Annotated in this window: 11 protein-coding genes; all 11 read left to right on the top strand. The window is 71.6% G+C overall.

Going from position 1 to position 11,828, the window contains the following annotated elements:
- Nucleotides 1-2 precede the first annotated feature (2 nt).
- The 11 genes from ACZ5J1_RS03080 to rodA all read left to right on the top strand — a co-directional run bounded on the left by ACZ5J1_RS03080 (nt 3) and on the right by rodA (nt 11,773).
- The gene (locus tag ACZ5J1_RS03080; RefSeq protein WP_464562395.1) at nt 3-1,364 is read left to right on the top strand and encodes a bifunctional folylpolyglutamate synthase/dihydrofolate synthase; all 1,362 of its coding nucleotides are present in this window, start codon (nt 3-5) and stop codon (nt 1,362-1,364) included.
- Entirely contained in the window at nt 1,361-1,780 is a 420-nt protein-coding gene (locus tag ACZ5J1_RS03085; protein WP_464562397.1) for a DUF4233 domain-containing protein, read from the top strand. The genes ACZ5J1_RS03080 and ACZ5J1_RS03085 overlap by 4 nt, the downstream gene beginning before the upstream one ends.
- Before the next feature lie 24 nt (nt 1,781-1,804).
- Nucleotides 1,805-2,215 carry a nucleoside-diphosphate kinase gene (gene ndk / locus ACZ5J1_RS03090; RefSeq protein ID WP_464562398.1) on the top strand — a complete coding sequence of 137 codons (411 nt, stop codon included), beginning with the start codon at nt 1,805-1,807 and terminating at the stop codon, nt 2,213-2,215.
- Between the two features lie 18 nt (nt 2,216-2,233).
- Nucleotides 2,234-2,983, top strand: a complete 750-nt coding sequence (locus tag ACZ5J1_RS03095) for a hypothetical protein (RefSeq protein WP_464562400.1) — start codon at nt 2,234-2,236, stop codon at nt 2,981-2,983.
- Between the two features lie 16 nt (nt 2,984-2,999).
- Nucleotides 3,000-4,115: an o-succinylbenzoate synthase gene (gene menC / locus ACZ5J1_RS03100; protein ID WP_464562402.1), complete on the top strand. Its 1,116-nt coding sequence runs from the start codon at nt 3,000-3,002 to the stop codon at nt 4,113-4,115.
- A 92-nt stretch (nt 4,116-4,207) separates the two neighbouring features.
- Complete coding sequence (locus ACZ5J1_RS03105; RefSeq protein ID WP_464562404.1) at nt 4,208-5,734, top strand: hypothetical protein; 1,527 nt, start codon at nt 4,208-4,210, stop codon at nt 5,732-5,734.
- A gap of 238 nt (nt 5,735-5,972) precedes the next feature.
- Nucleotides 5,973-6,941: a rod shape-determining protein gene (locus ACZ5J1_RS03110; protein ID WP_464562406.1), complete on the top strand. Its 969-nt coding sequence runs from the start codon at nt 5,973-5,975 to the stop codon at nt 6,939-6,941.
- On the top strand, nt 6,938-7,927 hold the full coding sequence (gene mreC / locus ACZ5J1_RS03115) for a rod shape-determining protein MreC (protein ID WP_464562408.1): 990 nt from the start codon (nt 6,938-6,940) through the stop codon (nt 7,925-7,927). The genes ACZ5J1_RS03110 and mreC overlap by 4 nt, the downstream gene beginning before the upstream one ends.
- Complete coding sequence (gene mreD / locus ACZ5J1_RS03120) at nt 7,924-8,469, top strand: rod shape-determining protein MreD (RefSeq protein ID WP_464562410.1); 546 nt, start codon at nt 7,924-7,926, stop codon at nt 8,467-8,469. The genes mreC and mreD overlap by 4 nt, the downstream gene beginning before the upstream one ends.
- Nucleotides 8,466-10,583 carry a penicillin-binding protein 2 gene (mrdA, locus tag ACZ5J1_RS03125; protein WP_464562412.1) on the top strand — a complete coding sequence of 706 codons (2,118 nt, stop codon included), beginning with the start codon at nt 8,466-8,468 and terminating at the stop codon, nt 10,581-10,583. The genes mreD and mrdA overlap by 4 nt, the downstream gene beginning before the upstream one ends.
- Nucleotides 10,583-11,773, top strand: coding sequence for a rod shape-determining protein RodA (gene rodA, locus ACZ5J1_RS03130; RefSeq protein ID WP_464562414.1), 1,191 nt, complete (start codon nt 10,583-10,585; stop codon nt 11,771-11,773). The genes mrdA and rodA overlap by 1 nt, the downstream gene beginning before the upstream one ends.
- Nucleotides 11,774-11,828 lie beyond the last annotated feature (55 nt).

Below are 11,828 nucleotides of genomic sequence, written 5' to 3' on the forward strand. Positions count from 1 at the left end.
ACATGAATGACTCTTCCCCGTCCCAGGCACGACCTGCGGCAACGTTCGGTGAGGCTGAGGACGCATTGCTGTCCCGCTGGCCCGAGACCAAGTTGGAGCCGTCGCTGGACCGGATCCGCGCCTTCACCGAGTTCCTCGGCGACCCCCAGCACACCTACCCGGTCATCCACCTGACCGGCACCAACGGCAAGACCTCCACCAGCCGGATGGTCGACACCCTGCTGCGTGCCCTCGACCTGCGCACGGGTCGGTTCACCTCGCCCCACGTGGAGCGGATGACCGAGCGGATCAGCATCGACGGGGAGCCGATCAGCGACGAGCAGTTCGTCGAGGCGTTCAACGACGTGGCCCCGTACATGCACCTGGTCGACGCCGAGCAGGCGTTCCCGCTGTCCTTCTTCGAGGCCGTCGTCGGGATGGCGTTCGCCAAGTTCGCCGAGACCCCGGTGGACGTGGGCGTCATCGAGGTCGGCATGGGCGGGACCTGGGACGCGACCAACGTCGCCGACGGCGCCGTCGCGGTGATCACCCCGATCGGCCTCGACCACACCCAGTACCTCGGCACCACGCCGGTCGCGATCGCCCACGAGAAGGCGGGGATCATCAAGCCCGGCGCCGTGGTCGTGGTCGCCACGCAGACGCCGGACGTGCTCGCCGTGATCGAGGAGCGGGCCGCCGAGGCCGGCGCCCGGATCGTGCTCGAGGGCCGCGACTTCGGGGTCGTGACCACCGCCACCGCCGTCGGCGGGCAGGTGATGACCCTCAAGGGCCTCCGCGCGGAGTACGACGACCTCTTCCTGCCCCTCCACGGCAAGCACCAGGCGCAGAACGCCGCCCTGGCCCTGGCCGCGGTGGAGTCCTTCGTCGGCGGCGATCAGTCGCTGGGTGAGGAGCTGGTCCGCGACGCCTTCGCCCGCGCCACCTCGCCCGGTCGGCTCGAGCTGATCCGACGCTCGCCCACGATCGTGCTCGACGCCGCCCACAACCCGCACGGGGCCGAGGCGACCGCCGAGGCGCTGGAGGAGGCGTTCTCCTTCCGTCCGCTGATCGGCCTGATCGGCGCGATGGGGGACAAGGACGTCGAAGGCCTCCTGGCCGCGTTCGAACCGCACCTCGAGCACGTCGTCGTCACCCAGAACTCCCAGCCGCGCGCGATGCGGGCCGAGCGGCTCGGCGAGCTGGCCCGGGAGATCTTCGGCGAGGACCGGGTCAGCGTCGTGCCCGACCTGGCCACCGCGATCGATGCCGCCGCGGCCCTGGCCGAGAGCGACTCCACCGACTCGCTCAGCTCCGGAGCGGTCCTCGTGACCGGCTCCGTCGTCACCGTCGGGGAAGCCCGCATCCTGCTCGGAGGACCCAAATGAGCGACCAGAGCAACGACCTCACCCCCCTGGACTCAGCGATCGATCCTGAGCGGACGAAGAACCCGCGCCGCGGGATGTGTGCCGCGGTGCTGTCCCTCGAGGCGATCACCCTCGGTCTGACCACGCCGGTGATGATCACCGTCAACGACGTCGCGGCCGGCACCGCCGTGCTGATCGGGGTCGGCCTGCTGGTGGCCTGCGTGGTCGCGGCCGGGATGCTGCGCAGCCCGTGGGGCTACCGCCTCGGCTGGGCGATCCAGGTCGCGGCGGTCGCGCTCGGCTTCGTGGTCGGGACGATGTTCGTCCTCGGCGGCATCTTCGGGCTGCTCTGGGCGATGGCCGACATCCTCGGCCGCCGGATCGAGGCCGAACGAGCCGCGGCCTTCGCCGCCTACGACGCCGCCGTCGAAGCCTGACGTCGGAGTCGATAAAGTCCTCCCATGACTCAGCAGACCTTCGTGATCCTCAAGCCCGACGCCGTCAAGCGTGGGCTGGTCGGGCAGATCCTGGCCCGCTACGAGGCCAAGGGCCTGAGCCTGGTGGCGCTCGAGCAGCGCAGCATCGACACCGCGATGGCCGATGCCCACTACGCCGAGCACGTCGAGAAGGAGTGGTACCCGCCGCTCCAGGGCTTCATCACCTCGGGTCCGCTCGTCGCGCTGATCCTCGAGGGCGACGAGGCGATCTCCGTCGTGCGGGGGCTCAACGGAGCCACCGACGGCCGCGCCGCCACGCCCGGCACGATCCGCGGCGACCTGTCCCTCTCGGGGCGCGAGAACCTCGTGCACGCCTCGGACTCCCCGGAGTCGGCGGCCCGCGAGATCGCGCTCTGGTTCCCCGGCCTGGCCTGAAGCGAGGAGTAGTCGGCGATGGAGATCCTCGAAGTCGACGCGATGCCCGACATCCGGGAGGTCTCCACGCTGTTCACCGACGTGTGGGGGCAGTCCGACGAGGGCGCGCCGCTGCACAGCGAGGTGATGAAGAGCCTCGTCCACGCCGGTGGTGCGATCACGGTCGCCCGTGACGGATCCCGACTCCTCGGCGCCGCGGTCCTGACTCCCGCCAGCGGCAGCGGGTCGGCGTACTCGCTGATCGCCGCCGTCGCCCCGGGCACCTCGGACCGGGGGATCGGTCGCGCGATCAAGCTGCGCCAGCGCGACTGGGCGCTGGCGCGGGGGATCGAGGAGATCCGCTGGACCTTCGACCCGCTGGTGGCCCGCAACGCCCGGTTCAACCTCAGCGTCCTCGGCGCTCGCGCCAGCGAGTACGAGACCGCCTTCTACGGCGTCATGACCGACGAGATCAACGGCGTCGACGAGGCCGATCGACTGGTCGCGGTCTGGGACCTGCGGGTCGAGCCGCAGTCCGAGGAGCTCCCCCTGGGCGGGTCGGCGATCGCCACCGGACCGGACGGGGAACCCTTCGTCCGCGCCGACGGCGAGTCCCGCTGGGTGCGGGTGCCGCGCGACATCGTCGCGCTGCGTCGGCTCCGGGCCGGGGAGGCCAGTGAGTGGCGCGAGGCGGTCCGCGAGCAGTTCCTCGACGCCTTCGCCTCGGGCCTGGTCGCCACCGGGGTGAGCCGCTCCAGCTGGTACCACCTCACGCCCGCCGGGGCCTGAGCGCGCGAGTCGGCCGATGCGGATCGAGCACGTCGAGCTGACCCGGCTCCAGATCCCGCTCGTCACCCCCTTCCGGACCAGTCGTGGACTGAGCCGGTTCAAGGACACCTTCGTCCTCCGGATCGGTGTCACGACCGAGCACGGGGAGGCCGAGGGCTGGGCCGAGTGCGGCGCCGACGTCGAGCCGGTCTACAGCGAGGAATGGCTCAGCGGCTGCGAGCTGCTCGTCGCCGACGAGCTGGTCCCGCGCCTCCTCGAGGCTCCCGACCTGAGCGCCGACCGGGTCGCTGCGATCCTCGAGCCGGTCCGCGGCAACCCGCTGGCCAAGCACGTCGTCGAGACCGCCCTGCTCGACGCCGAGCTGCGCGCAGCGGGGGTGTCGTTCGGGCAGCGCCTCGGCGCCGTCCACGACCGGGTGCCGGCCGGGGTCTCGATCGGGATCCCCGGCTCGGTGGCGGAGCTGCTCGACCAGGTCGGCGGCTACCTCGCCGACGGCTACCTGCGGATCAAGCTCAAGATCCAGCCCGGCTGGGACCTGGAACCGGTGGCCGCCGTCCGGCAGGCGTACGGCGACGCGCTGATGCTCCAGGTCGACGCCAACCAGGCCTACACGCTCGCCGACGCCGGGCACCTCGCCCGGTTGGACGCCTTCGGGCTCACCCTGATCGAGCAGCCGCTGCCGATGGACGACCTGCTCGGCCACGCCGCGCTGGCACCGCTGCTGGCGACGCCGCTCTGCCTGGACGAGTCGATCGTCAGCCTGCGCAGCGCGGCCGCCGCGATCACGCTCGGCGCGACCCGGATCATCAACATCAAGCCGGCCCGGGTCGGCGGCTACCTCGAAGCGCTCCGGATCCACGACCTGGCGCTGGAGCACGGCCTGCCGGTGTGGTGCGGCGGGATGCTCGAGACCGGGATCGGTCGTGCCGCCAACCTCGCGCTGGCGGCCCTGCCCGGCTTCACCCTGCCGGGGGACACCTCGGCCACCCGGCGCTACTTCGAGACCGACATCACCCGCCCGTTCGAGCTGGTCGACGGCCACGTCGAGCTCCCGACCGGCCCCGGGATCGGGGTCGACGTCGACCCCGACGCGGTCCGGATGTTCAGCACCGGGCGCCGCCGCCTGGTCTGAAACGCGCGTTGTAGGAATCCACCGGTCGGCGCAGTCGACTTTGTCGGATCCCGGCTTTGTCCCTGATGTCTCGATTCGGCAGGATCGGAAGCGTGGGAAACGAGGGATCGCAGGTCCAGGGCACGGCGTCGGAGCGGACAGGAGTCCGGCTCCCCGCCGTCGAGGGGAGCCGAAGCTCCAGCCGGTTCGGGGCGGCGGTGATCGCTGACTCCGTGCGCTCCAGCGACGCGGCACTGGCTGAGGCCGTCCTCGCCAGCCGCGCCTGGCGCAAGGACTACATGGAGTTCCTGCTCCGCTCGACCGCCCTGGCCGCCTCGGCCAAGGAGTCGCTGCTGATCAGTGAGCACGGGCTGGCCTCGGCCCGCTCCCGTGCCGTGGTCCGCGACGACGCCGGCGACGAGGTCGCCCTCGACACCTGGCAGACCGGCACGGCCGCCGGTCACCGGCCCGCTGGAGCCGAGGTCGACACCGTCACGGTCCAGGGCACCGGCGAGCGACTCGACCGGGTCGAGGTGCCCTTCCACGGCGAGCTCCTCGCCGGCGACACGCTCCGGCGCCAGCTCGAGACCTGGGTCTCCGGCGGACAGATGGAGCCCGGCTTCGCCGCCGCGATCGAGCGCGTGCTCGCCCACCCGGAGTGGCTCTCGCTGCCTGGGCACGAGGCCGTGCTCCTCGGCGCCGGTGCCGCGATGGGTCCGCTGCCCTGGCTCAGCCGCTGGGGTGCCGACATCACCGCGGTCGACGTCGCCGTCCCGGCGGTGTGGGACCGGATCAGTCGCACCGCGGCGCTCGGCGCCGGCCGGCTGCAGTCCCCGCAGGCCCCCTCCGCCGCCGTGCCCGGAGCCCACCTGTCGGCCGACCTGGCCACCCTGCGGCCCTGGCTCGCCGAGCGCTGGGCCGACGGAGCAGCCCCGCTGCTCGGCACCTTCGTCTACGCCGACGGCGCCGCCCACGTCGAGCTCACCCTCGCCGCCGACGTACTCGCCGAGGACCTGGCCGTGCGTCCCGACGCCGTCCTGGCCTACCTCAACACGCCGACCGACACCTTCCTCGTCCCCGAGGACGTCGTCACCCAGGCGCGGGCGCGGATGCAGCAGCGGGAGTGGAACGGTCGACTCACCCGGGTCGCCCACGGTGCCTCGGGCGGTCGCCTCTTCGCGCCGGCCTACGCCGAGACCTACACCGACGAGACCGGCACCCCCTGGGGCGTGAACGACACCCTGATCGACATCCAGGGGCCGAACTACGCGCTGGCCAAGCGCATCCAGCGCTGGCGCGGGGTGCTCAACCGGCACGCCGGACGGCGGACCTCGAGCACCGTCGCCCCGGCCTCCTGGACGCATTCGGTGACGAAGAACAAGGCCCTCGCCGCGGCCTACCACGGCGCCGGTCGGTTCGGCGTCGAGATCTTCCCGGCCGAGACCTCGGCCGCGCTGATGGCCGCCAAGCTCGTCGCCGACGTCTTCGACGAGACCGACCACACCCAGTCCCACCCCGAGACGCTCTTCAGCGGCTCCGCGGTCCACGGCGGACTCTGGCGCCAGCCGTTCGAACCCCGCTCGGCCCTCACCGTCGCCGCCGTCCTCGGCGCCCCGAAGACCTTCCTCGGACGCAGTTGACCCCATCGCCGACTTGAGGCTTGTGGGCGCCGAGTTGAGGTTTCCGGTGCGCTAACCCTCAAGTCGACGCCCCGAACCCTCAAGTCGACGCCCCGAACCCTCAAGTCGGGAAATCCCACCAGTCCCATCCGTCACGGCGTGTCCGGCCGGGACCGCGCCGTCGCCCCGCTTAGCCTCGACGTGAGCGTGTAGTCCTGGCGCGTTCCTCTTCCCCTCTCCCCAGGGCACGGTGCAGGTCATGGTGAAGGCGAACCCCATGCTCGGCCGCGATCTCGCGGTCGATCTCGGCACGTTGGCGACGCGGGTCTTCCCGCGGGACGCGGACGTGCCGTTCGTGCTGCCGACCCGCAGCCCCCTCGCTGGCCCGGGCCAGCTGAGCACCCCGATGCGTGCCGGCGTGATCGCCGACTTCGACGCCTGCGTAGCCCTCCTTGCCGAGACCGTCCGCCGCTCCCACGAGCGGCGCTACCTCGCCCGACCGCGGATGCTGCTCGCTGTCCCCGCCCTTACCACCGCCGTGGAGCGCCGGGCCGCCCGCGAGGCGGGCCACCAGGCCGGCGCCCGTCAGGTCACCCTGGTCGACGCGCCGCTGATGGCCGCGATCGGCGCGGGCCTGCCGGTCCACCGTCCCAGCGGCACCATGGTCGTCACGCTGGGAGCGGGCCTGACCGAGGTCAGTGTGCTCAGCCTCGGTGCCGTCGTCGCCTCGACCTCGGCCCGCGTCAGCGGAGCCGACCTGGACCGCGCCATCGTCGGCTGGGTGCGCTCCGAGCACGGTGCGGTGATCACCGCCGAGACCGCCGAGGACCTCAAGCTCGAGATGGGCACCGCCTGGCCGCTCTGCGACGGTGCGACCCTCGAGATCGGCGCCACCACGCCTGAGGGCGAGCTGCGCACCTTCCCGGTCAGCGGCGGGGACCTGCGGCACGCGATGGCCGAGCCCGTCGCCGACATCGCCGAGGCGATCGCCCGCACCCTCGACGCCCTGCCCGACCTGCGGGACGGGGTCGTGGACCACGGCATCGTCCTGGCCGGCGCCGGAGCGCAGCTCCCCGGGTTGGACCTCCTGCTCAGCCACGAGCTGAAGGTGCCCGTCCTGGTCGCTCCCACCCCGACGTACGCCGTCGTGCGCGGTGCCCACCGGGCGCTGACCGACGCCGTCCTGCTGCGCTCCATCCAGATGGCCGGCGAACGGAGCGTCGGATGACGCTGATCGAGGAACCGCCCAGCACCGAGTCCACGGCTCCGACCACTCCGGCCAGCCTGACCAGCCCGACCAGCGCGAAGCCGGAGCGGATCAACCGTCGCGGCCAGCTCGAGCCGGTCCCCACGGGGCCGCGCCGCGCCACCGTGCTCGCGCTGCTGCTGGCCTGTGCCGTCCTGATCGTGCTCGACCTCACCAGCCCCGTCCTGACGCCGGTCCGCCGCGCGGTCGGCGAGGTCGTCGGACCGCTCCAGTCGGCCACCGCGACGATCGCGCGCCCGATCACCTCGGTCCCGGAGTGGGTGCGCTCGCAGAGCTCGCTGCGCTCGGAGGTCTCGACGCTGAAGGGCGAGAACGCCCGCCTGAACGAGCGGCTCAACACCACCGACTTCGACCGCAACCGTCTCGAGGCCTACGACGGCCTCGCCTCGGCGGCGGAGAACCTGGGCTACGCGGTCGTGCCCGCCCACGTGATCGGCTACGGCCCCGCGCAGAGCTTCGAACGCACCATCACGATCGACGCCGGCTCCACGTCCGGGATCAGCGCCGACATGACCGTGGTCGCGGCCGAGGGACTCGTCGGCCGGGTGCTGCGGGTGACCAGCTCGACCGCGACCGTCCTGCTGATCGTCGACGCCGACTCGGTCGTGGGCGGGCGGATCAGCTCCTCGATGGAGGTCGGCTTCGTGCACGGCGACGGCAGCCTGAAGAACGACAGCACCCTCGACATGGAGCTCATCGACCAGAGCGACGTCCCGGCCCAGGGCGACTCGGTCGTCACCTGGGGGAGCGGCAAGGGGGCGCCGTACCTGTCGGGGATCCCGATCGGCGTGGTCGACTCGGTCTACTCCAGCGTCCGTGACTCCACCCAGCGCGTCCGCCTCACTCCGTACGTCGACTTCTCGGCGCTCGACCTGGTCGGCATCGCCGTACCCAGCGGGACCAAGAGCGACCGCGCGATCTTCGACGTCGACGGGAAGCTCCGATGAACGCCTCCGCACGACAGTTCACCGGTTGGGCGGTCGGGATGGCGTTCGTGATGATCGCCCTGCTGATCCAGACCAGCGTGCTGACCGCGTTCGCCTGGCACGACGTCGTGCCCAACCTCGTCCTCCTGGTCGTGGTCTCGCTCGGCCTGGCCCTCGGCAGCCGCGAAGGCCTCCTGCTCGGCTTCGCGGCCGGGCTGCTCGTCGACCTCGCTCCGACGTCGGAGCACCTCGCCGGCCGCTGGGCCCTCGCGCTGCTGCTGGTCGGCTTCCTCGCCGGCCGGGTCCGGGAGGCCCTCGACGAGCAGGGCCGCAGCCTGACGATCCCGACCGTGCTGGCGACCTCGGCCGCCGGCAGCTTCGTCGGCGGCAGCGTGATCGCGTTGTCCGGCCTGATCCTGCGCGACCCTCCGCTCGACGTCGGTGACCTGCTCACCCCGGTCCTGTTGGGCCTGGTCGCCGACGTGATCGCCACCCCGTTCGTGGCGCCGCCGGTGCTCGGCACCTACCGCTGGTTGGCCAGCGTCGAGGTCGCCCGACCGTGAGCAGGACCGTGAACCCGGCCCGCCCCGGATCCACCGGAACCACCTCCCGCCTGCGGCTCATCGTGCTGCAGGCGTTGGTCTTCTCGCTCTTCGCCACCCTGCTCGTGCGGTTGTGGTGGCTGCAGGTCGACCAGGGCCCGACCTACCAGGCCAAGGCCGCGTCGCAGTCGGTGCGCGACGTGACCGTCCAGCCCGACCGCGGCCTGATCGTCGACGACATGGGCCGCCCGCTGGTGACCAACCGCAAGGCGTGGGTGATCTCGGTCGACAAGAACACCCTCGCCCAGCTCGACGCCCCCGACCGTCCCGAGGTGCTGCGCCGGGTGAGCAAGGCGACCGGGGTCGCGACCGACGACATCACGAAGGCCCTGGAGAAGTGGAACGGCTCGCGCTACGAGCCCGTCCCGATCGCCAGCGACGTCCCCGAGAAGGTCGCCCTCGCGATCCTCGAGCAGCCCGAGGACTACCCGGGCGTCGTCGCCGAGCAGCAGTCGGTGCGCGCCTACCCCGAGCCCTACGGGGTCAACCTCGCCCACGTGCTGGGCTACCTCTCGCCGGTTACGGCCGAGGAGTACGCCGCCGCGCGGAAGAGCCAGGACCCGTCGGTCAACGCCACCTCCGCCGTCGGGCGTGCCGGCGTGGAGAAGGAGTACGACGACTGGCTGCGCGGCCTGCCGGGGGAGAACACCGTCCCGGTCGACTCGCTCGGCCGACCCACCGGCGCCGGCACCACCACGGCCGCGCAGGCCGGGGACACCCTCGTGACCAGCATCGACGCCAAGCTCCAGGCGACGGTCGAGAAGCAGCTTCACGACGGCATCACGACCGCGCGCAACACCTACGACAAGGTGACGCACAAAAACTACGTGGCCGACTCGGGCGCGGCCATCGTGATGGAGGCGAAGACCGGTCGGATCGTGGCCATGGCCAGCCAGCCGACGTACGACCCGAGCGTCTGGGTCGGCGGGATCACCACCAAGCAGCTCAAGGCCCTGACCTCGAAGAAGTCCGGCGAGCCGATGCTGCCCCGCGCCACCCAGGGCCAGTTCGCACCGGGATCGACCTGGAAGCCGATCATGACCACCGGCGCGATCACCGGCGGGATGCCGACCTCGACCACACTCGGCTGCACCGGCGGCCTGCAGATCGGCAACCGCTGGTTCAAGAACTACGAGTCGGCCTCCTACGGGAACATCACCTTCGGCAAGGCGCTCGAGATCTCCTGCGACACGTTCTTCTACCGGGTCGGCCTGCACTTCTGGAACAAGTACGGCTCCGACCCCGCCAACGCGAAGGCCAAGGACCCGCTCGCCGCCGCGGCGCACTCGTTCGGTTTCGGCTCGCCGACCGGGGTCGACCTGCCCGGCGAGTCCGCCGGCCGCGTCGGCGACCGCTCGTGGCGCGACGGCTACTTCAAGGCCAACAAGGAGACCTACTGCGAGATGGACCGCAAGGGCACCGCCGACAGTGCCTTCATGAAGGTCTACGCCCACGAGTTCTGCCTCGAGGGCAACTACTTCCGGCAGGGCGACTCGGCCAACTTCACCATCGGCCAGGGCGACACGATCATCACCCCGCTCCAGCTCGCCCGCGCCTACGCGGCGCTCTCCAACGGCGGCAAGCTCTACACCCCGACCGTCGGGAAGGCGATCGTCTCCGAGGACGGCACCGTCCTGCAGACCATCAAGCCGAAGCTCGAGCGCAAGGTCGCGGTCTCGAAGAAGGCGCTCGACTACGTCAACAACGCCCTGCTCGGCACCCCGAAGGCGGGCACCCTGGCCTGGAAGTTCACCGACTTCCCGCTGGACAAGATCCACGTCCGCGGCAAGACCGGCTCCGCCGAGGTCAACAACAAGCAGTCCACCTCGTGGGTCGCGACCTACGACAAGAACTACGTCGTGGTCATGATGATCACCCAGGGCGGCACCGGCTCGGGCACCTCCGGTGAGCCGGTCCGGCACATCTGGGACGCGCTGTACGGCGTCTCCGACTCCGGCAGCGTGAAGAGCTCGAAGGCCGCCATCGCCGGCACCACTCCGCCCAAGGACCTGCCGACCTTCACCCAGGACGGCGCGATCCTGCCGCCGGCCTCGACGGGCAAGGTGAACAACTGATGGCCACCCAGATCCCGGTCCGCTCGGTCAGCCGGCTCGCCCGGCGCACCCCCGGCTGGCGCCGGATCGACTGGTTCCTGCTGCTGGCCGTGATGGCGCTCGCCGTCGCGTCGGTGCTGCTGGTCTGGTCGGCCACCTCGCACCGCGACGTGCTCACCGGCGGCGACTCGGCGCTCTACCTGCGCAAGCAGCTCGCCAACGTGCTGCTCGGCTCCGTCCTGATGGCCGGCACCTGGCTGATCGGTCCGCGAGGCCTGCGGATCCTCGCGCCGACGATCTACCTCGGCGCGATCGTCGGACTGGTGCTCGTCCTCGTCGCCGGGTCGACGGTCAACGGCTCGAAGTCCTGGCTGATGGTCGGCGGGATGTCGCTCCAGCCCTCGGAGTTCGCCAAGCTCGCCGTCATCGTGGGGATGGCGCTGGTCTACGCCGAGCGTTCGCGGGGCACCTGGGTCGTGACCGGCCGCGATGTGGTGGCGATGCTGGCCGTCGCCGCCGTACCGATGGGGCTGATCCTGCTCCAGCCCGACCTCGGCACCACCCTGGTCCTGACCGCGACCGTGCTCGCCGTGCTGACCGCGGCCGGCACCCCGCGGAAGTGGCTGCTGGGGATCCTGGCGGCCGGCGCGATCGGCGTGACGCTCGCCGTCACCGCCGGCGTGCTCAAGGCCTATCAGATCGACCGGTTCCTGGCGTTCATCGACCCGTCGCTCGACCCGCAGGGAGCCGGCTACAACACCGAGCAGGCCCGGATCGCGATCGGCAACGGGGGAGCGTTCGGACAGGGGTTCTTCCACGGCACCCAGACCCGGGCCGGGTTCGTGCCCGAGCAGCACACCGACTTCATCTTCACCGTCGCCGGTGAGGAGCTCGGGCTGATCGGGGCCGGCGCCCTGATCGTGCTGGTCGGGATCGTGATCTGGCGGGCGCTGCGGATCGCCGTCCGCTCGACCGACGCGTTCGGTCGCCTCGCCGCCGCGGGCATCGCCTGCTGGTTCGGTTTCCAGGCGTTTCAGAACATCGGGATGTGCCTCGGCATCATGCCCGTGACCGGGGTGCCGCTCCCGTTCGTCTCCTACGGCGGCAGCTCGATGTTCGCCTCGATGCTGGCCGTCGGCCTGCTGCAGAACCTGCACGCCCGGCTGGTCGACGACGGCCAGGGCCTCTTCGCGCCAAGCGCCCGGCGCTGATCCGCCCGGAGTGCGCGGTGGCCGCGCCTCCGGGAGGAGACGCGGCCACCGGCGG

The sequence above is a fragment of the Nocardioides sp. JCM 18999 genome (assembly GCF_055391175.1).

What these genes read in the sequence shown, in the direction of transcription:
- ACZ5J1_RS03080 (WP_464562395.1), top strand. Translation starts at nt 3, where the DNA reads ATGAATGACTCTTCCCCGTCCCAGGCACGACCTGCGGCAACGTTCGGT.
- ACZ5J1_RS03085 (WP_464562397.1), top strand. Translation starts at nt 1,361, where the DNA reads ATGAGCGACCAGAGCAACGACCTCACCCCCCTGGACTCAGCGATCGAT.
- ndk (WP_464562398.1), top strand. Translation starts at nt 1,805, where the DNA reads ATGACTCAGCAGACCTTCGTGATCCTCAAGCCCGACGCCGTCAAGCGT.
- ACZ5J1_RS03095 (WP_464562400.1), top strand. Translation starts at nt 2,234, where the DNA reads ATGGAGATCCTCGAAGTCGACGCGATGCCCGACATCCGGGAGGTCTCC.
- menC (WP_464562402.1), top strand. Translation starts at nt 3,000, where the DNA reads ATGCGGATCGAGCACGTCGAGCTGACCCGGCTCCAGATCCCGCTCGTC.
- ACZ5J1_RS03110 (WP_464562406.1), top strand. Translation starts at nt 5,973, where the DNA reads ATGGTGAAGGCGAACCCCATGCTCGGCCGCGATCTCGCGGTCGATCTC.
- mreC (WP_464562408.1), top strand. Translation starts at nt 6,938, where the DNA reads ATGACGCTGATCGAGGAACCGCCCAGCACCGAGTCCACGGCTCCGACC.
- mreD (WP_464562410.1), top strand. Translation starts at nt 7,924, where the DNA reads ATGAACGCCTCCGCACGACAGTTCACCGGTTGGGCGGTCGGGATGGCG.
- rodA (WP_464562414.1), top strand. Translation starts at nt 10,583, where the DNA reads ATGGCCACCCAGATCCCGGTCCGCTCGGTCAGCCGGCTCGCCCGGCGC.